Source organism: Streptomyces sp. ME02-8801-2C (assembly GCF_033793965.1).
Classification (GTDB): Bacteria; Actinomycetota; Actinomycetes; order Streptomycetales; family Streptomycetaceae; genus Streptomyces.
On sequence record NZ_JARAXP010000002.1, the window covers coordinates 492,452 to 510,303 of the forward strand.

Genomic DNA, 17,852 nt, shown 5'->3' on the forward strand with positions numbered 1-17,852 from the left:
CAGCCTCAGGAGCCCCTGTCATGTTCGACTCCGTGCGCGACGACCTGCGCGCCACCCTCGACGACATCCGCGCCGCCGGTCTGCACAAGCCGGAGCGTGTCATCGGCACCCCGCAGTCCGCGACCGTCTCCGTGACCGCGGGCGGGCGCCCCGGCGAGGTGCTCAACTTCTGCGCCAACAACTACCTCGGCCTCGCCGACCACCCCGAGGTCGTCACCGCCGCCCACGAGGCTCTCGACCGCTGGGGCTACGGCATGGCCTCCGTGCGGTTCATCTGCGGTACGCAGGAGGTGCACAAGGAGTTGGAGGCCCGGCTGTCGGCCTTCCTCGGGCAGGAGGACACGATCCTCTACTCCTCCTGCTTCGACGCCAACGGAGGTGTCTTCGAGACACTCCTCGACGCCGAGGACGCGGTGATCTCCGACGCCCTCAACCACGCCTCGATCATCGACGGCATCCGTCTGTCCAAGGCTCGCCGCTTCCGGTACGCCAACCGCGACATGGCCGATCTGGAACGGCAGTTGAAGGAGGCCGCGGAGGGCGGCGCGCGCCGGAAGCTGATCGTCACCGACGGCGTGTTCTCCATGGACGGCCATGTGGCCCCGCTGCGTGAGATCTGCGACCTCGCCGACCGCCACGACGCGATGGTCATGGTCGACGACTCGCACGCCGTCGGTTTCGTCGGCCCCGGTGGCCGGGGCACCCCCGAGCTGCACGGCGTCATGGACCGCGTGGACATCGTCACCGGCACGCTGGGCAAGGCGCTGGGCGGCGCGTCCGGCGGTTACGTGGCCGCGCGCGCCGAGATCGTCGCCCTTCTGCGGCAGCGCTCACGGCCGTATCTGTTCTCGAACACCCTTGCCCCGGTGATCGCCGCCGCGTCGCTGAAGGTGCTCGACCTGCTGGAGTCCGCGGACGACCTGCGCGAGCGGCTCGCCGAGAACACCGCCCGATTCCGCCACCGGATGAGCGAGAGCGGCTTTGACATCCTCCCCGGCGATCACCCCATCGTGCCCGTCATGATCGGGGACGCCGCGAGGGCCGGTCGGCTGGCGGAGCTTCTGCTGGAGCGCGGTGTGTATGTGATCGCCTTCTCGTACCCGGTCGTGCCGCAGGGGCAGGCCCGGATCCGTGTCCAGTTGTCGGCGGCGCACTCGTCCAAAGACGTCGATCGTGCCGTCGACGCCTTCCACGCGGCCTCGGAGGATCTGGTGGCTGATCGGAGGGCCCAGGCGCACCGTTCCGGACCTACTGGATAATCGATCGCATGATCGAAGCGCGGCGGCTCCACATCCTGCGTGCGGTGGCCGACCATCGCACGGTGACGGCGGCTGCCGCCGCGCTGTACCTCACTCCCTCGGCCGTCTCCCAGCAGCTCACGGCCCTGGAGCAGGAGACCGGCCGCCGGCTCGTCGAGCGCGGAGCCAAGGGCGTACGGCTGACCCCGGCCGGCGAGATCCTGCTCGTGCACACCAACCTGGTCCTCGCCCAGCTGGAGCGGGCCGAGGCCGAGCTTGCCGCCTACGACAAGGGCGCCGCCGGCACGGTCACCGTCGCGGCCTTCGCGACCGGCATCGCGCTGGTCGTCGCGCCCGCCCTGGCCCGCCTCGCCGACACCGCCCCCGGAATCCGTCTCCGCGTCCAGGACGCCGAGGGTGACGCCAGTCTGCCGATGGTGCTGGACCGGCAGGTCGACGTCGCGGTGGCCGTCGAGTACCGGGGAGCGCCGCCCGCCGACGACCCCCGTCTCACCCACGTCCCGCTCTACGCCGAGCCCTTCGACGCGGTCGTCCCGGTCACCCACCGTCTCGCCGACGCCCGCGAGGTGCAGCTCGCGGAACTGGCCAAGGATCCGTGGATCGGGCCCTACCCGGGCAATCCCTGCCATGAAGTGGTCGTCCTGGCCTGCGAGAACGCCGGTTTCCGGCCTCGCCTCGAACACTCCTCCGACGACTTCCGCGCGGTCGTGGCCCTCGCCTCGGCCGACGCCGGTGTGGCCCTCGTACCGCGTTCGGCGCTGCGGGGCATGGATCTGACGGGTGTCGTCGTGTGTCCGGTCGACGGGGTCGCCCCCACCCGGAGGGTCTTCGCGGCCGTCCGCAGGGGAGCGGAGGAACACCCGCTGATCCGCCCGGTGTTGGGCGCGCTCGGCACGGCCGCCCAGGCGTAGGCGCACCCCTTCGCGCAAGGTCTGCGCACTCCCGCCGACGATCGCGGATCACCGCGGGTGAATGTCAGTGGCATTGGCTACGGTGCGTTGTATGCCGGAAGCCGAAGACGTACGCCGTATCTCCCTCTCTCTGCCGGACACGACCGAGAAGATCGCCTGGAGCATGCCCACCTTCCGAGTCGCGGGGAAGATGTTCGCCACGCTGCCCGAGGACGAGACGTCCATCGCCGTGCGCTGCCCGAAGGACGAGCGCGACGAACTCGTGCTGGCCGAGCCGGAGAAGTTCTGGATCGCCGACCACGAGGCGGGGTTCGCCTGGGTGAGAGTGCGCCTGGCCGCTCTGGAGGACGAGGGTGAACTGCACGACATCCTCGCCGACTCCTGGCGCCAGGCCGCCCCGCCCCGACTGATCGACGCCTACCCGGAGTTGGGGATGCCGAATGCCCGCTGAACCTGAACCTATGTCGGCACCGGAACGGAGGGCTCAGGACACGAATCCTCGGATTCGCTCGCGGAGCGTTCGCGCGTCGAGCCCGTGCGCGGCCAGATGCTCCTCGACGTCCCCGTAACGGCGGAGTTCGCGACGGCCAACGCCGAGGCCCAGGACGCGGTGCGGCACATCGTGGAGCGCGTCGTTCACGACGGCCGTCGACGTGCCCGCGAGATACGGCTCGACGAGGACGACGTCCGTGCCCGCCGTCTCCGTGGCCCGGCGCAGCGCGGCCGTGTCGAAGGGCCGTACGGTCGTCGCGTACAGGACGGCGACGTCGAGCCCCTCCGTGGCGTCGAGGACCGCGTCGAGCATCGGCCCGACGGCGAGCACGACGCCGGAGCGGCCCTCGCGAACGGTGAGGAACCGTTCGCCGTCGACCGGGAGCCCCTCCCTGTTCGACTGTGTGGAGAGGCGTACGTACACCCTGTCGTCCCCTGCGGCGACGGCGTGCCGCAGTAGCGTCTCGGCCTCGTCCGGGTGTCCCGGCACATGGACGGTCCAGCCGTCCAGGGTGTCGAGAAGGGCCACGTCGCCGGGCGCCATGTGCGTGTAGCCGCCCGCGGGCCAGTCGAAGGAGGCGGCGGCGCTCACGAGCACCGCGCCGACGTCCTGGTGCCCGAGGTCGAGCTTGACCTGCTCGAAGGGGCGCTCGACGAGGAAGCTCGCGAACGTGTGCATGACGGGGCGCAGACCGGTGAGCGCCAGACCGGCGCCCGTACCGATGAGCAGCTGCTCACGGATGCCCACGTTGATCACCCGGTCGGGATGCCTGGCCTGGGCCTGGGTGAACTGGGCCGTGCCGATCTCGGCGAGTACGACGGCGACACGTGGATCCTCGTCGAGCAGCCGGGAGAGGACGGGGGCGAAGCGGTCACGCATGGTGTCCATGGGGGAGTGGATCCCTTCAGGTCTGGGAAGGCGGTAGATGCGGGTGGCAGGGGCCGGTTCGGTCGTGCCTGGCCCGCCGGGTCAGTCGGACTTCGGTTCGACCCGTGCCACGACCGCGTGCGGGCGGCCGGGATGGGGTGCGGTGAAGGCGCTGTACAGGGCCTCGTGATCACGGCCGTCCACCGTTGCCGTGGACCAGCCGGCGGCCTCGAAGCGGGCGGCGATGCCACCGGGCCGGGCATGGCTGGCGGACGCGTTGTCGACGACGACCGTGTGGAGGCGCTCGAGGCCGGCGGGACCGGCGAAGGCGATCGCCTCGTGGTTGCTGCCCTCGTCCAGTTCGGCGTCGCCGACCAGCACCCACACCGCGGGCTCGTCGAGCCGCTGTCCGCGCAGCCCCAGCGCCGTACCGACCGCGATCGGCAGACCGTGCCCGAGCGAACCGCTGCCGATCTCCACCCCCGGCACGAGCACCCGGTCGGGGTGGTGGCCGAGCGGCGAGTCGTACGAGCCGAACCCCGGCAGCCGGTCCACGGGCAGGAAACCCTTGGCGGCGAGTACCGCGTAGTACGCCATGGGCCCGTGCCCCTTGGACAGCAGGAACCTGTCGCGCCCGGGGTCCGTCATTCGGTCCGGGCCGACCCGCAGGACCCGGTCGTAGAGCACCCAGAGGACGTCCAACGTGGAGGTCGCCGCCGGGCCGTGCTTCTCGTCGCCGGTCATCAGACCCATGAGGCCGGTCAGCTCGTCGTACGCGTACGTGCGTGTGCCGTGTGTCCGGTTCGGGTCGACATGCGTGGCTGTTGTCGTCATGAGGACGATCGTGCTACCTCAAGCAAACTTGAGGTCAAGCGGTGGCCGGGTGGATAAACAGGTGCGCGACCATCGACCCGAGTGCGGTATGGTTTCCATGCGCGTTCGGCCAGGGGAAACCCCAGGTCAGACAGCATCGGGACGTGGCGCAGCTTGGTAGCGCACTTGACTGGGGGTCAAGGGGTCGCAGGTTCAAATCCTGTCGTCCCGACTCTATGGAGTCGCAGGTGAGGGGCGGTTTCGGAGGAATCCGAAACCGCCCCTCGATCATTCTTGGGGACCAGATGGGGACCAGCGGTCCTTGACCGGTGTCACCGGGTGAGGACCGTCGTTACGGGAAGCGTGCGCGGGGCGCGCAGCACGCTGAGGTGTGCGGAGAGTGCCGCACCGGCAGCCGTGATCTTGTGGACGTCCGGGTGCAGGTAGCGCTGAGTGGTCGTCAGCGATCCGTGGCCGGCGATCCTGCGCAGTACGTGGAGGGGGACTCCGGCGTCCGCGAACCAGGTCGGTCCGGTGTGGCGGAGACAGTGGCGGCGCAGGTGCTCGTAGCCGAGGCGGGTGACAACCTCCTCCCAGTGGGTCGCGTCGCGCAGGACCGCGGTGGAGACGCGTCCTCCGCGCGGGCCGGTGAACAGACGTGCGTCAGGGGCGGGGCCGGCGGAGAGGATGCGGTCAGTCGTCGTGGTGACTCTCAGTGTCGTCGGCCGGCGGCCACAAGCAGGACGCGCTTTCGGAGTGGCCGGAATCCGGCGCGACCTGCCATCGGCGGGGCAACAGTCCGTGCGGCGGCGCGGTGGACCGCGCCCGACGGAACCACCCGTACCGGCGACGCGCAGGTGAAGGCGGGCCTCAAGGCCGGTGACCGTGCCACCGCCTGGACCGATGACACGGGAGCCCTCCGCGACGGACCGCTCAGCCCGGCCGAGGTGGAAACCACGGCCGGCCTGTCCGGGGTCCTGGCCGCAGTCGGGGCCTGCGCCGTGCTCCTGACCGGCTCCTGGGTCGTCCGACGGCGCCTGGACACGCGCCGCGCGGCCGGGTGGGAACGCGAATGGGCCGAGGCCGGACCGCACTGGGCCGCAAGCACGCCTGAACACTGCCGCACCGTGGCGGCCCGGGCCCTCACGGCTCCCTGCCCTCCGGATCACCGACCGCCGTCGCGACGGCGCACCGCTCTTGGCGCTGGCGATCGTCACCGTACTGCGCACACGCGGGCCCGCAGCCCCTGTGCCGCGATCGCGCTTCTGCACACGCTCTGGGCCCGCACATGGGGCCGATCGGCCCCGTGCCAGGGGGCCTGTGGCCTCTCCAACACACCGTCCCCGGCTGCGAGGTTGTAGCCGGATACTCCATGCGCTCGACCTGCCCCAGGAGGTACGTCCCATGTCCCGCACCGTCACCGTAGGGCTCGACGGCTCGTCCGAGAGCCGGGCCGCCGTCGAGTGGGCGGCCCGTGAGGCGCAGCTGCGCCGGTTGCCGTTGAGGCTGGTGAACGTCTGGGAACCGGTGCCGGCGCCGATGGCCCTGGCACCCCTGGTGAGCACCGAAGCGCAGCAGAAGTGGCCGGATCGGATCCTGCGCGAGGCAGCCGAAGGGCTGCGGCTGCGCCACCCCGGCGTGGAGGTCGTCGGGGAACAGCTCACCGGGCGACCGGGCGAGGTGCTCTCCGACGCGGCCGAGGAGGCTGAGCTCCTGGTGCTGGGATCCCGGGGCCTGAGTGGCGTCGGCGGGTTCCTGGTCGGCTCGGTCGGCCAGGCCGTCGTCGCGCGCACCGAGCGGCCCGTGGTTCTCGTACGGGCCGGGGAAGCGGCCGCTGACGAGCACGCCATGGACCCAGCAGGCATTACGTCCGCCGCGACCGGGTACCGGCCCGTCGTCCTCGGGCTCGACACCGGGCATCCCCACGAGGCGGTGATCGAGTTCGCGATCGACGCGGCCATGCGCCGCGCCACCATGCTGCAGGTCGTCCACGGCTTCACCCTGCCGCCCTATTTCGCCTACGGGCTGCCCGACGACCCGGAGCTGAACGCCCTGATCGCCGCAGAATGGGCGTCAGCGTTGACCGAGGTCCTGCGTCCCTGGCGACAGAAGTTCCCGTCCCTGGAGATCGTCGAGAGCTCCCGGGTCGGGAAGGCCGCCGACCAACTGGTGGCCGCCTCCCACGACGCCTCCCTGGTTGTGGTCGGGCGCCAGATCCGCCGCTCTGCGTTCGGCGCCCACATCGGCCCCGTCACGCACGCCGTACTGCACCACGCCGCTGCCCCCGTCGCCGTCGTCCCGCACGACTGAGCCGCTTGGCAGAAGAGTAGAAGGAAGGGACAGCAAGGGGGATGAGGAACGTGGAGCTGCCCCTGACCGTGGGCGTCGACGGCTCTGAGTCGAGCATGCGGGCGGTGGACTGGGCGGCCGACGAGGCCGCCCTGCACGGGGTGCCGCTGCGGCTGGTGTACGCCTCCCTGCGGGAACGGTACGAAGGCGCCGCCCTCGCGGAAGGGTTGGGCAGATCCTCGGAACAGGTGCTGGCCGACAACATCGTCGAGGACGCCGCGCGCCGCGCCCACCGACGGGCCCCGGAGCTGAAAATCACCACAGCGGTCCTGCCCGATGACGCCGTCAGCGCGCTGCTCGACGAGGGCCACCACGCCGGCGCACTCGTCGTCGGATCGCGGGGCCGCAGCGGTATCGCCGAGCGGCTGCTCGGCTCGGTCAGCCTGGCCGTCGCCGCCCGCGCCCACTGCCCGGTGATCGTGCTGCGAGGCGGCCACGACAACCGCCGCACGTCCCGGACCTACCAGCGCATCGTGCTCGGCCTCGACGAGGAACCGGCAAACAGGGCAGCCGTGCGCTTCGCCTTCGCGGAGACGGCAGCCCGCTACGCCACCCTGCAGGCCGTACGGGCCTGGCACCGCCCCACACAGGCCCTGCCTGCGGGAGAGCCCGCCCCTCATCCTGAGCAGCACGCCGCCGGGACTTTGGAAGCGGCCCTGTCCGACGCGGCGGCCGCCCACCCGTCCGTGCCGGTGCGCCGACGCACGGTCGAGGGTCCCGCCCACCAGGTGCTGCTGGACGCCTCGCACACCGCCGATCTGCTCGTCGTCGGCGCCCAGCGGCGCCACGGACACGCCGGGCTCCAGCTCGGCAGGGTCGCCCACGCGGCCCTGCACCACTCTTCCTGCCCAGTGGCGGTCGTACCCCAGTGGACTTGACCGGTGCAGCGGTTCGCCGCGTGGCCGGGACGTAGGCCCGCGCGCCCGGATGACAGGGCCGACCGGCACCCGAGCGGGTACCGCCCGACTCAAGTGCCGTGCACAGCGGGCGGCTTGGATGAACCTGAACGAACTGACCGATGCGCAGCAGTCCCGGAGGAGGCAAGGCCAGTGCGTACGACACTCACGCCGGAGTTCTACCAGATGTTCGCCGTGCTGTTGGTCGCGGCGACGGCCGCGACATGCGTCGTGGCCGCGGTCGCCGACGAACTGCTCGTGCGGCGCCTGCACACGTGCCGGCAGGCGGCCATCCGCCGTCGTCGTCCCCGTGCCGGCTCCTCGACGGGGACGCCCGCCCAGGCATCGGTGGGCGGGCACTCCCGGTAGCCGCCGAAGCAGCTGCCCGCAACCGGGTGGCGGGAGGGGGTGGTCGCGGTCGGCCCAGCCAGACCCACGGGAATCCGTTTTCCGCCGCGCCGGCCGAAGGCTCCTGGACGAAGTCAGCCTGTTCGTCGGCCGTCCAGCGTTCGGTGGCCGGGCGGGTCGGCCATGCCGACATCGGCGTGGCCGGCCGAGCCGTCTGCCGGTCGCGGCCGTGTACTTCAGGTTTTGGTTTCCGAGCCGGAACCTCAGGTGTTGGTCAGTGTGCGGTCGAGGAGGGGGAGCAGGCGGTCCCAGTGGCGCTGCAGTCCGGCGGGGGCGAAGGCGTCGGTGTCGGACATGGTGAACCCGTGGACGGTGCCGGGGTAGATCTCGGAGGTGTAGTCGACCTTCGCGGCGTCCAGGGCCTGGTTGAGCTCGCCCAGGGCCTCGGGCGTCAGGTCGCTTTCCGCGTGGCCGAAGTGGACCTGAGCGGTGATCCCGGCGAGGGTGTCGGGCCCGTCCGCGCCCACGGGGCCGTGGAATGCGGCGAGGGCGGCCACCTGGCCGGGGTGGGCCGCGGCGGTGCGCGTCGCCAGGAGGCCGCCTATGCAGTAGCCGGTCACCGCGACCGGTCCGGCGGCGACCTCTGGCCGGGTGGTGAGGAACCTGAGGTAGGCGTCGGCGTCACGCCGTACGCGTTCAACGGTGTGCGCTTCGATCAACGGCATCAGCTGGGCCATGAGCGCGGGCCGCTCCTCTTCTCCGATGTGCTCGGGAAGTTCGATCAGCGGTGCCGGGCCGTGCCGGTAAAAGAGGTTGGGGACGAGGACGTAGTACCCGTGCCCGGCCAGTTCGCGGGCCATCTCCCGCAGCACGGGCCGGATGCCGAAGCCGTCCGCGTACATCAGCACCCCTGGGTGCCGCTCCCCGTGGTCGGGGAAGACGGCGAAGGCGTCGGCCTGGCCGTCCGTGGTGGGTATCCGCAACGTCTTGGTGGGCATGAATTCCCCTGTCGTGGTTGATGTGTACAGCCTGTGATCAACACGACGGAGGTGGAGCCCGCGCAGCGGTGCACGATCCTCGATCGAACAGCGGGCCCGCGCCGGCCCGCACGGCGCTCAGAAGAGCACCGGGTCACCAATCCGTGTGTGGCGCAATGCCGTCCCGGTATTCATGGCCGCACAGCCTAGCCCACCAGGCGAATGCCGATGCCGGCACCCCGGTCCGACCTACGGTTCTGTCCGGTGGCTGTGGAGCCGGTCGGAGGTCGGAGAGTCGGCGGTGGTGCGGGCATCGCCGGCACAGGGGAGGGGACGGTCGTGGCCGTCCCGGCGGCACGCCGCCCGAACGGCGCTGGGGGTCACCGCGCAGGAAGCCAGTAGTGCTCGATCCTGCGTGAGGGGTGCTTCTCTGGTGGGTGGGTGTCGTCGAAGTGGAAGGTGAGGCTGTTCATCACGCCGACGACGCCGTCCACCTTCCAGGTCAGCCGGAGCACCAGCGGGATGTCGCTGCGCTGTTCCAGGCGGCCTTCCAGTGTGGCCACGCCGTCGTGGACGGAGACGATGACCGTGTGGAGCGGCAGGGACATGGTGCGGGTGAGGACCTCGTCGATGATCTCCTGGCGGATCTCGTCGTCGGTCCGCAGGAAGACCCGCAGCAGGTCACGGCGGGTGGCGATGCCGATGAGGCGGTCCTCCTCGTCGACCACGGGCAGCCGTTCGACGTGATGACGCTCCATCACCCGGGCCGCGTCCGTGACACCTTGTTCCGGGTGCACCGTGATCGCGGGCGTCGACATCAGCTGCCCGGCGGTGGTGGCACGGGCCTTGGCGGTCGTGCGCCGCGTCCTGCGGCGCAGTGCCGGGAGCCGGAAGCCGCGTCCCCGCTCCCGTTCGGCTTGCGCCGCCTGCCGGAGGATCAGGTCGGTCTCGGAGATCACGCCCACGACCTTGTCGTCGGCGTCCACCACCGGCAGGCCGCTGATCCGATGCCGGCCCAGCAGGCGCGCCACCTCCTTGAAGGGTGTCTCCTGGCGGGTGCCGACGACCTCCCTGGTCATGACCTCGCCGACCGTGCGGGTCTTCATGGCTGTCCTCCCTCCTTCACGGCGTCATGCGGAGCGTGACGTGGTCTGTGGCGCGTACGGGCCTGACGGACACCGCGGGGTGTCGTGGCCCCGCGATGTGCATCGGGGCCGGGACTCGCGGGTTCGAGCGGCCGGTCCGGCCGTTGCTGTCCCTGTGGACTGTCCCGGGTAACCGGCCCCGCGATGCCACTTCAGCCTCTCGTGCAACGACGTGAGGAGGTAGGGCCGGTCGTCCCGGACGGTCCGGGCCGAACCGTCCCCTTCTCGTGGCGCGCGAGGGGCGGTGAGGGATGCACCCACGGTCGGCATCGCGGGACAACGCCCCCGGGAAACAACGCGAGAAGCACGGGGGCCGTGAAGCCCGAGGAAAGGGACCTTCGGTCCCTGCGCGCTGCTCGGTGTTCGTAGCAGGCTTCAGAGCGGACGCGCGCACGCGCGGACACAGAGGAGGCACAGGTCATGGATCGACACGTTGCCGTAGGGGTCGACGGTTCTCCCGAGAGCCTCGCCGCCGCGCACTGGGCGGCCCGGGAGGCCCTGCGCCGCGGCGCGGAGCTGCAGTTGGTGCACGCCTGGCAGGTGCACGCGCGCCCTCCGGCCAATGTGCCCATGGGCATGACCGAGCGCGGCTGGGCCAAGCAGATCCTGGCAGAGGTGTCGAACAGTGTCCGTGCCGCGCACCCCGCGCTGAGCATCGCCGACCAGCAGGTGAAGGAGTCACCGGTTGCCGCCCTGCTCGAAGCGGCCGAACGCGCCGACCTCCTGGTGCTCGGCTCCCGCGGTCTCAGCGGTGTCACGGGCTTCCTCCTCGGCTCGGTCTCGCAGCGGGTCCTGGCCAGGTTCCCGCGCCCCGTCGTCCTGGTCCGGGCAGGTGAGAGCTCCGCCGCCGAACACCTCCCGGCCCCCGGCGGTGTCTTCCCGGAGGAGATCCCCGAGCTTCCGTACCGCGACGTCGTCCTCGGCCTCGACACCGGCCAACCCTGCGACGACCTCATCGAGTTCGCCTTCGCGGCGGCCCGGCGCCGCAGCACCGGGCTGCGCGTGGTCCACACCTTCACCGTCCCGCCGGGACACGCCACCGCCGACCGGGTCGTCCCGCCGCCCGGCCCGGAACTGCTCGCGGAGCACGAGCATGCGGTGGTCGCTGCTCTGCGCCCGTGGTGCGAGAAGTTTCCCCAGGTCGCCGTCACCGAGACGGTCGCCGAGGGCCGGGCGGCCACCGAACTGGTCCGTGCCGCTGCCGGGGCGGCCCTGGTGGTGGTAGGGCGCCGGATACGGGACAGCCGTCTCGGTATCCACACCGGTCCGGTCACTCACGCGGTGCTGCACCACGTCGGCTGCCCCGTCGCCGTTGTGCCTCACGTCTGAACCAGCATCCGTGCCTGGGTGTCATCGGCTTCTCCCCATTGTCAACGTCGGTATTCGGCGCCGATCCGGGCGGTTACGAGCCGTTGCCTGCCCTCTGGGCGCGCCGTCGGCGCCGGTCCTCCTCCTCGGCCTCCGCGATGGCCCCCACTCGTCGTTCTTGGCCGCCAACGATTCCCGGGCCTGCCCGAAAGGGCGGTTCGGTTCCGGCAACGTCTCCTCCCGCGCCTCGTCGAGGCGATGGCGGACCTTCCTGTCCCGGATGACGCCGATGGCCGGCCGGGCGGGCGCGATGTGGTCCTGCAGCTTCTCGTCCCACGCCTGCCGCGCCGTCGTGAGCGCGGCGGCGTCTTCGGCGCTCATCCCCGGCTCCCGGTCGTCGGGGACGCTCCGGACGTGCTGGTGAAGGTCTCCGAAGGCTTGCGCCAGTGTGGTCACGGCTTGGTCCTGCTTGGCTTCAAGGCGCGCTTGGTGGCCGTCGGCCGGCGCTTGGCCTCTGCCCGGTGGGTGGCGAGGTAGGACAGCCCGGCACCCACCAGGGCGCCGACGAGTCCGGATACGGGTGAGAGCCGGTCCATGAGCGCCAGTCTCCGCGACGGAGTGCACCCAGCGGTACGGTCACTCGTTGCCCGGGACGGCCCCGGCCTGGTGACGGGCGGTGGTCAACTTCCGGGAGGGGTAGCGGCGTTCGGGTGCCTTGTAACCTTGACCGGTGCGCGTTGTGTCTCGTGTCTACCGATGGTTCTGCAACCTCCCCGCGGTGCTCCAGGGGCTCGTCTGGTTAGCCCTCTTCGCGGTCATCCTTGTTTCGGGACGGACCCTTTGGAACGGAGACACCGACGTCGGCGGTGCACCGGAGGCGTCCGGCGGCAAGGGCTCCGCCAGTGTGTACGAGAACGGGTATTCGATCACCAAGACCGTGCTGGCCAACCACCAGATCATGCTGGAGGTCCCCGGCTTCGGACCGGGGACCGAACAAGACACTCTGCTCAAGAACTGCCAGGTCATCGTCCAGCGGATCATGGCGGGCGGGCAGGCCCCCACGGGGTTCCACTTGAACCCCGACGAGTGGTACGGGGGCTGTACGGATGCCCTCGACGAGTGGTTCGCCGAGCGCGAGCAGTGATCAACGCCTCGGGCCCTCCACGTGAATCGCGGGCGCTCGGGAAGCTGCGCCTGCGGCCCGGTCCCCTCATGCATCGGGCGGTCACCGCCGGTGCATGGTCTCCAGCGCCTCCATCAGGACATGCGGGTCGTGGTGTCCCTTGTAGACCTCGGGCGGGCGCCGTTCGAGGCCGAGGAGGTCGGCGACGGCGGTCCAGGCGGTGCGCACCGAGTACTCGACGGTGAAGACGACGTCATCGGGTACTTCGGCGAACTGGCCGATGAAGGCGAGGTTCACCGACCCCTCGGGCACCACCTGCGGCCGGTCGTCGCGCCGACGGGCCAGGAACTGGCTGGTGATGTACGGCATCACGCAGGGGACGACGGTGGAGTTGGCGAGAACACGGTCGGTCAGCTCCGGGTCGAACCGCAGGTGGTGCAGGACCTCTTGGAGGATCTCCCGGCCGGTGCATGCGGTCATCGGCTTGCCGGTGCGATTGCCCGGGCGGTCGGGGAACAGGCCGTAGCCCCACCAGACCGTCACGCCGTCGGGCTGGTCGCGGTAGACGGGCTGGTGGTTGGCGACGATGGTGAGCAGCCAGTTGGAGGCGGTGAAGGTCATCAGGCCGCCCTTGCCCGTCTGACGTCCGCTGAACTTCTCCAGGGCGTCGAGGAAGACGGGGTCGGTGCCGGTGACGGTGAACGACTCCCATTGGGAGGCGGGGATGTTCTTGTCGAAGGCGTCCGGGTTTCCGAAGTCGTCGCGCCCCCTCGCCAACCGGTGCCACAGCAGCCAGGCGTCCGATCGCCGCGGGTGCGGTGGGGGAGCGGTGGTGTGCGAGCCGAGACTGGAGGAGTCCGTCATGGATCCGTTGGTGATCAGGACGAGGTCCTGGGGTGCCACGTGGATGCGCTCGTGGCGGCCGCTGCGGTCCAGCCGGATGCCTTCGACCCGGGTTCCGGGGCCCGGTGCGATGTCCAGGTCGGTCACCGCGCAGCCGGTGTGGACGGTGACGCCCTGCCCGGCCAGCCACGCCTGCAACGGGCGGACGATCGAGTCGTACTGGTTGTGGCGGGTGCGCTGGATGCCCGTCATCGAGGCGAACGACGGGAAGAGGTGGATGAACCGCTTGAGGTAGCGACGGAACTCGATCGCGCTGTGCCAGGGCTGGAACGCGAACATGGTGCACCACATGGACCAGAAGTTCGTGGTGAAGAAGTGTTCGCCGAAGCAGTCGTTGATCTTCTCGCCGTCCAGCACCGCCTCCGGGGTCGCCAGGCACTTCACCAGCTCCAGCCGGTCGAGCTCGGAGAACCCCATGGACCGTACGTCGGTGATCTTCCCGTCCGCGTCGACGAGGCGTGCGGCGTCGTCCCAGCCGAACTCCTCGTACGCGGCGAGGATCTCCTCGGTCACCGACACCGACGGATCATCGAGGGTGGGGATGGTGGACAGCAGGTCGTAGGTGCAGCGGAATTCGGCTTCGAACATCCGCCCGCCGCGCATGGTGTAGCCGGCCTCGGGCGTTCCGCCGGCGTCCAGGCTGCCGCCTGTGCGTTCCTGCTGTTCGAAGAGGTGGATGTCGCCGCCGTCGAATCCGCCGTCGCGGATCAGGAACGTGGCGGCGGCGAGCGCCGCGATACCGCTGCCCACCAGATAAGCCTTTGCCATCACACAACTCCTCGTTCTGGCCGGTTGACCGGGAACCGCACACCAGCAGCGTTTCCGGTGACAGTGAGCGCCGTCAGTGGGCCGTTGGTCACCCGAGGGAGCCGAACGGCCCGCCAGGTCGGCTCCCACGTGCGGGAGCGCTGCACGCTCACCGACGCCGCGCCGGCGCGGAATCACAGAGGCCCGGTCGCTGGAACACGCCACCGACCGGGCCTGTGCTCACCGCGGACTCACGCCGGGTGAGAGTCCGCCGTCGGGCCGCTGCCTTCGGCCGGACGGATACCGGGGCCGCCGCGCCACGGCGGGGCCGCCGTCCGGTGGTCGTCGTGTCCGGCGCGGGCCGCCTTGTCGATCTGGCGGCGCAGCCGGTCCTGGAGCCGGTCGACGACTTCCCGGCCGGTGGCCTCTTCGGCGAGCACGGCAACCTCTCGCCGTCCGACGTGCAGGGCGGCCGTCGCCGTCCAGGGACGGTCCGCGTGGTGAGCGGCCACTCGCGTGATCCGCACCTCGCCGGTGACGGTGGGCAGCCCCGGCCGACCCACGACGGCGTCGATCTTCTCGCGGGCGTACGAGAGGGCCTCCTCGTCCACCTCGCCTTCCGAACGCAGCAGCACGGTGGGGGCGGCGGTCTGGGTGTCATTGCTGGTCATGCCGTTTTCCTTTCCTGGAGTGCGGTGGGACGTCCGGCGTTCAGGCCGCCGGGCCGGGCAGCCACAGGTCGGGGCCGAAGACCTCGTAGCGGATGCGCTGCGGGGGAACTCCGGCGCTCAGCAGCTGTGCGCGGATGTCGCGCATGAACGGCAGTGGGCCGCACAGGAACACGCCGGCGTTCTCAGGCAGTTCGATGCCGTCGAGGTTCATCAAGCCATCGCGGGCGTCCGGTTCCTCCGGGCCGGGGTGCTCGTACCAGAAGACGGCGCGGGCGCCCGGCAGTTGCTCGGCCAGCCCGGTTGTCTCGGTGCGCAGGGCGTGGTCGGCGGGGGAGCGGTCGGCGTGCAGGACCAGCACCGGGCGAGTGGAACCGAGGGTGGTGAGATGGGCCAGGATGCTGGTCATGGGAGTGCCGCCGATGCCCGCAGAGACCAGGACGACCGGAGTGCCGGCGTCGGCCGCGTCGTCGAGGAAGACATCGCCGAAGGGAGCGGAGAGCGTCAACTCGTCTCCGGTACGGACATGGTGGTGCAGCAGGTTGGAGACCTCGCCGTCCGGCGCGTCGGCCGTGCCGGCGACTCGCTTGACGGTGATGCGCCGCAGATCCCCGCCGGGGTCGGAGGAGAGGCTGTACTGGCGCAGCTGATGTACTCCGTCGGGCATGCGCAGGCGCACGCTGACGTACTGGCCCGCTCGCGCACGAGGTGCCTGTTCGCCGTCGGCCGGCTGGAGCAGGAAGGACACCACGTCCGGGGTCTCGGTGCGGCGCTCGACGACCGTCCACTGCCGCCAGATCCGGCCGGGCTCCACGCCCGCGTCCTGGTACAGGCGGGCCTCCCGGCCGATCAGGGCGCCGGCCATCAGCCAGTACACCTCGTCCCAGGCTGCCGCTACCTCCGGGGTGACCGCGTCGCCGAGCACGTCGGCTATCGCGCCGAACAGGTACTTGTGCACGATCGTGTACTGGTCGTCGGTGACCCCGACGGCGGCGTGCTTGTGCGCGATCCGCTCCAGCAGGACGTCCGGGCGGGTGTCCGGGGCGTCGACAAGCGCGGTCGCGAACCCGGCGATCGAGCCGGCCAGCGCGCGGCGCTGGGTTCCGCCGGCCTGGTTGCCGCGGTTGAACATCCCATCCAGCAGTTCCGGCCGGTCGCGGAACATCGCGCCGTAGAAGCGTGTCGTGATCTCGTCGAGCGCGCCGGCCACGGCGGGCAGGGTGGCACGGACCACGGCGGCGGATTCTGCGGACAGCATGATGCCTCCCGGACAGGGCTGATGAGGGGGAAGGGGGACCGCGTCCGACGACGGCGGCCGACTCCTGTGTAGCAGGCACCGAGCCGCGTTCCGGCGTCGTTTCGCGGCGCAGGGCGAAGAGGGGCCGAACGGCCCCACCGACTCGGGCGCATAGGCCCAACGGGACATCCCGAAGACAGGGTCGGACGGAGCCGCAACGGTGTACCGACGGCCCTGCCTCGCGGTCGGTTGAGGCGAACGAGGAGCGACAGCGGTTGCGTGGGCGTCAGCCTGGCACTCAAGTGAAAGCCCCCGATCCCGACGAGCGCAGTGCCACGGAGCCCGGACCTGGGAGACGGCCTACTGGTCGCGGCACCACACCCGGTACGCGGCCACCGCCGTCGGAAGTGTGGGAAAGACCGCTCGCTCTCGACGGAGTTCGCCAGACCGCACGCGGTCAGATCGTCCAGCAGGTCCTGCTTGACGCGAGCGAGGGCGAAGACGATGTCGCGGTGGGCGAGTTCGCGGCAGAGTTCGTCGACCACGTCCAGGGACGTGATGTCGACCTCCACATGGGCCTCGGTGTTGAGGACGAACCAGCGGACCCGTTCGGTCTGCTCGTCCACGGCGGCCAGGGCCCGGCGGTGGAAGTCTTCGGCGTTCGCGAAGAACAGCGGAGAGCCGTAGCGGTGGACGAGCAGGCCGGGGAGCAGGCCGGGGACGGTGCGGGCCTCGAGGTAGTCGTCGATGTGGTGCATGCCGGCCACGCCGGGCACCAGGCCCTCGACGGCGTCGTGCGGGTGGGCCACCTGGGTGAGCAGTTCGGCGACTGACAGTCCGACGGCGACCAGTACGCCGTACAGGATGTCCAGGGCCAGGACTCCGGCCAGGCAGCCGAGCGCCGGCAGGAGTTCGCGGCGGCGGAAGGACGCCAGGCGCCGGAAACCCGCCAGGTCGATCATGCGGACGGCCGCGTGGACGACGAGCGCGCCGAGGACCGCCGTGGGGTGCGAGAGAGCAGCCGGCTCAGGAAGAGCAGGACCGCGAGGACAGCCGCGCCGGCGACCAGTGAGTACGCCTGGCTGCGCCCACCCGCTGAGGACGCCGGAGCGGTACGGTCGGCGCTGCTGCTGACGGGGAAGCCGTGCAGCGTGCCCGCGCCGAGGCCGGCCGCGTCCAGCGCGAGGAACTCCCGGTTGGCGTCGAGACGGCGGGCAGGCCCGACGGGACGTCGCCGATCACCTGGATTCCGTATCCGTCGTCCAGGTCTAACAGGGACACGGCAGCCGTGCCGAAGACCACGGCGAGCAGGGGACCGGGGAAGGAGGGGAAGGAGCGGAGGAGATGCGCCACTGTGCAGAGGACCCCGAGCGACACGAGGGAGAACAGTGCTGTGGCCAGGTGGATCTGTGACAAGTGCATTGCGAAGGAACACAGTTGGGGGAGGACCAGCCGGGAGCGCAGATCCGCGACGAATCCGAGTCGTGTCGCCCATTCCAGCAGGCACAGCAGGCCGACCGGATCGCGAGGGTGGCCGCCGGCGTCGCGTAACGGGCCGGGTCTCCGGCGGCGAGCGGCCCGATCACCGTGGCCGCCATCAGCGCGGTCGTGGACTCGGGGCCGACCGAGAGCAGGCGAGAGGAGCCGAGCAGGGCGTACAGGGCGAGCGCGGGCAGGATGGCCCACAGCCCGGCGACCGGGGGCAGGCCGGTCACCCCCTCGCGTACGCCATCAATACGCCATCACCTGGGGGACGAGATACGCGGCCACTGTCACTCCGGCCAGGACGTCGCCCTTCGGTCAGGAGC

Annotated in this window: 18 protein-coding genes, 1 tRNA gene and 3 pseudogenes; 9 read left to right on the plus strand and 13 right to left on the minus strand. The window is 70.9% G+C overall.

All coding sequences use genetic code 11. The features are described from left to right. Positions 1-20 precede the first annotated feature (20 nt). From PV396_RS06815 to PV396_RS06825, 3 genes are all read left to right on the plus strand, one after another. Positions 21-1,259, plus strand: coding sequence for a glycine C-acetyltransferase (locus PV396_RS06815; RefSeq protein ID WP_319201450.1), 1,239 nt, complete (start codon positions 21-23; stop codon positions 1,257-1,259). Between the two features lie 8 nt (positions 1,260-1,267). After that, complete coding sequence (locus PV396_RS06820) at positions 1,268-2,170, plus strand: LysR family transcriptional regulator (RefSeq protein ID WP_319201451.1); 903 nt, start codon at positions 1,268-1,270, stop codon at positions 2,168-2,170. 91 nt (positions 2,171-2,261) lie between these two features. Continuing rightward, positions 2,262-2,621, plus strand: a complete 360-nt coding sequence (locus PV396_RS06825) for an MmcQ/YjbR family DNA-binding protein (protein WP_319201453.1) — start codon at positions 2,262-2,264, stop codon at positions 2,619-2,621. Between the two features lie 33 nt (positions 2,622-2,654). Here the strand turns inward: PV396_RS06825 and PV396_RS06830 are convergent, their stop codons facing one another. Together PV396_RS06830 and PV396_RS06835 are read right to left on the minus strand one after the other, a co-directional pair. Further along, positions 2,655-3,551 carry a transketolase gene (locus PV396_RS06830; protein WP_319201455.1) on the minus strand — a complete coding sequence of 299 codons (897 nt, stop codon included), beginning with the start codon at positions 3,549-3,551 and terminating at the stop codon, positions 2,655-2,657. 81 nt (positions 3,552-3,632) lie between these two features. Continuing rightward, the gene (locus tag PV396_RS06835) at positions 3,633-4,364 is read right to left on the minus strand and encodes a transketolase (protein ID WP_319201457.1); all 732 of its coding nucleotides are present in this window, start codon (positions 4,362-4,364) and stop codon (positions 3,633-3,635) included. Positions 4,365-4,501: 137 nt separating this feature from the next. Here PV396_RS06835 and PV396_RS06840 point away from each other — a divergent pair. Further along, a tRNA-Pro gene (locus PV396_RS06840) sits at positions 4,502-4,575 on the plus strand. A 100-nt stretch (positions 4,576-4,675) separates the two neighbouring features. On the opposite strand, the pseudogene PV396_RS06845 reads toward PV396_RS06840, so the two are convergent. Further along, positions 4,676-5,038: pseudogene (locus PV396_RS06845) on the minus strand (tyrosine-type recombinase/integrase); the annotation flags it as partial. 709 nt (positions 5,039-5,747) lie between these two features. On the opposite strand from PV396_RS06845, the gene PV396_RS06850 reads away from it, so the two are divergent. The 3 genes from PV396_RS06850 (at position 5,748) to PV396_RS06860 (ending at position 7,957) form a co-directional block, all read left to right on the plus strand. Continuing rightward, a complete protein-coding gene (locus PV396_RS06850; RefSeq protein WP_319201459.1) occupies positions 5,748-6,653 on the plus strand; it encodes a universal stress protein in 906 nt (301 codons plus the stop codon). A gap of 41 nt (positions 6,654-6,694) precedes the next feature. After that, positions 6,695-7,570: a universal stress protein gene (locus tag PV396_RS06855; RefSeq protein ID WP_319201461.1), complete on the plus strand. Its 876-nt coding sequence runs from the start codon at positions 6,695-6,697 to the stop codon at positions 7,568-7,570. Positions 7,571-7,741: 171 nt separating this feature from the next. Further along, positions 7,742-7,957, plus strand: a complete 216-nt coding sequence (locus PV396_RS06860; protein ID WP_319201463.1) for a hypothetical protein — start codon at positions 7,742-7,744, stop codon at positions 7,955-7,957. Positions 7,958-8,199: 242 nt separating this feature from the next. On the opposite strand, the gene PV396_RS06865 is transcribed toward PV396_RS06860, so the two are convergent. Further along, a complete protein-coding gene (locus tag PV396_RS06865; RefSeq protein WP_319201465.1) occupies positions 8,200-8,934 on the minus strand; it encodes a dienelactone hydrolase family protein in 735 nt (244 codons plus the stop codon). A 359-nt stretch (positions 8,935-9,293) separates the two neighbouring features. Further along, complete coding sequence (locus PV396_RS06870) at positions 9,294-10,019, minus strand: CBS domain-containing protein (protein ID WP_319201467.1); 726 nt, start codon at positions 10,017-10,019, stop codon at positions 9,294-9,296. Positions 10,020-10,478: 459 nt separating this feature from the next. Between PV396_RS06870 and PV396_RS06875 the strand changes: the two genes are divergently transcribed. Then, positions 10,479-11,387, plus strand: coding sequence for a universal stress protein (locus PV396_RS06875; RefSeq protein WP_319201469.1), 909 nt, complete (start codon positions 10,479-10,481; stop codon positions 11,385-11,387). Between the two features lie 21 nt (positions 11,388-11,408). Here PV396_RS06875 and PV396_RS06880 read toward each other — a convergent pair whose 3' ends face one another. Both PV396_RS06880 and PV396_RS06885 read right to left on the minus strand, forming a co-directional pair. After that, a complete protein-coding gene (locus tag PV396_RS06880) occupies positions 11,409-11,822 on the minus strand; it encodes a hypothetical protein (RefSeq protein WP_319201471.1) in 414 nt (137 codons plus the stop codon). Continuing rightward, complete coding sequence (locus PV396_RS06885; protein ID WP_319201473.1) at positions 11,819-11,962, minus strand: hypothetical protein; 144 nt, start codon at positions 11,960-11,962, stop codon at positions 11,819-11,821. The genes PV396_RS06880 and PV396_RS06885 overlap by 4 nt, the downstream gene beginning before the upstream one ends. A 134-nt stretch (positions 11,963-12,096) precedes the next feature. On the opposite strand from PV396_RS06885, the gene PV396_RS06890 reads away from it, so the two are divergent. After that, positions 12,097-12,510: a hypothetical protein gene (locus PV396_RS06890; protein WP_319201474.1), complete on the plus strand. Its 414-nt coding sequence runs from the start codon at positions 12,097-12,099 to the stop codon at positions 12,508-12,510. A gap of 81 nt (positions 12,511-12,591) precedes the next feature. On the opposite strand, the gene PV396_RS06895 is transcribed toward PV396_RS06890, so the two are convergent. The 6 genes and pseudogenes from PV396_RS06895 to PV396_RS45025 form a co-directional block, all read right to left on the minus strand. Next, positions 12,592-14,337, minus strand: coding sequence for an oleate hydratase (locus PV396_RS06895; RefSeq protein ID WP_416071363.1), 1,746 nt, complete (start codon positions 14,335-14,337; stop codon positions 12,592-12,594). A gap of 53 nt (positions 14,338-14,390) precedes the next feature. Then, a complete protein-coding gene (locus PV396_RS06900) occupies positions 14,391-14,810 on the minus strand; it encodes a hypothetical protein (protein WP_319201476.1) in 420 nt (139 codons plus the stop codon). 40 nt (positions 14,811-14,850) lie between these two features. Next, positions 14,851-16,065, minus strand: coding sequence for a globin domain-containing protein (locus PV396_RS06905; protein ID WP_319201478.1), 1,215 nt, complete (start codon positions 16,063-16,065; stop codon positions 14,851-14,853). Positions 16,066-16,535: 470 nt separating this feature from the next. Next, positions 16,536-17,006, minus strand: a pseudogene (locus PV396_RS45015) (STAS domain-containing protein); the annotation flags it as partial. Further along, a pseudogene (locus PV396_RS45020) lies at positions 17,003-17,427 on the minus strand (SulP family inorganic anion transporter); the annotation flags it as partial. The pseudogenes PV396_RS45015 and PV396_RS45020, both read right to left, overlap by 4 nt. Further along, complete coding sequence (locus PV396_RS45025; RefSeq protein ID WP_416071348.1) at positions 17,313-17,759, minus strand: SulP family inorganic anion transporter; 447 nt, start codon at positions 17,757-17,759, stop codon at positions 17,313-17,315. The gene PV396_RS45025 and the pseudogene PV396_RS45020, both read right to left, overlap by 115 nt. Between the last annotated feature and the right edge of the window lie 93 nt (positions 17,760-17,852).

What these genes read in the sequence shown, in the direction of transcription:
- PV396_RS06815 (WP_319201450.1), top strand. Translation starts at nt 21, where the DNA reads ATGTTCGACTCCGTGCGCGACGACCTGCGCGCCACCCTCGACGACATC.
- PV396_RS06820 (WP_319201451.1), top strand. Translation starts at nt 1,268, where the DNA reads ATGATCGAAGCGCGGCGGCTCCACATCCTGCGTGCGGTGGCCGACCAT.
- PV396_RS06825 (WP_319201453.1), top strand. Translation starts at nt 2,262, where the DNA reads ATGCCGGAAGCCGAAGACGTACGCCGTATCTCCCTCTCTCTGCCGGAC.
- PV396_RS06830 (WP_319201455.1), bottom strand. Translation starts at nt 3,551, where the DNA reads ATGGACACCATGCGTGACCGCTTCGCCCCCGTCCTCTCCCGGCTGCTC.
- PV396_RS06835 (WP_319201457.1), bottom strand. Translation starts at nt 4,364, where the DNA reads ATGACGACAACAGCCACGCATGTCGACCCGAACCGGACACACGGCACA.
- PV396_RS06850 (WP_319201459.1), top strand. Translation starts at nt 5,748, where the DNA reads ATGTCCCGCACCGTCACCGTAGGGCTCGACGGCTCGTCCGAGAGCCGG.
- PV396_RS06855 (WP_319201461.1), top strand. Translation starts at nt 6,695, where the DNA reads ATGAGGAACGTGGAGCTGCCCCTGACCGTGGGCGTCGACGGCTCTGAG.
- PV396_RS06865 (WP_319201465.1), bottom strand. Translation starts at nt 8,934, where the DNA reads ATGCCCACCAAGACGTTGCGGATACCCACCACGGACGGCCAGGCCGAC.
- PV396_RS06870 (WP_319201467.1), bottom strand. Translation starts at nt 10,019, where the DNA reads ATGAAGACCCGCACGGTCGGCGAGGTCATGACCAGGGAGGTCGTCGGC.
- PV396_RS06875 (WP_319201469.1), top strand. Translation starts at nt 10,479, where the DNA reads ATGGATCGACACGTTGCCGTAGGGGTCGACGGTTCTCCCGAGAGCCTC.
- PV396_RS06885 (WP_319201473.1), bottom strand. Translation starts at nt 11,962, where the DNA reads ATGGACCGGCTCTCACCCGTATCCGGACTCGTCGGCGCCCTGGTGGGT.
- PV396_RS06900 (WP_319201476.1), bottom strand. Translation starts at nt 14,810, where the DNA reads ATGACCAGCAATGACACCCAGACCGCCGCCCCCACCGTGCTGCTGCGT.
- PV396_RS06905 (WP_319201478.1), bottom strand. Translation starts at nt 16,065, where the DNA reads ATGCTGTCCGCAGAATCCGCCGCCGTGGTCCGTGCCACCCTGCCCGCC.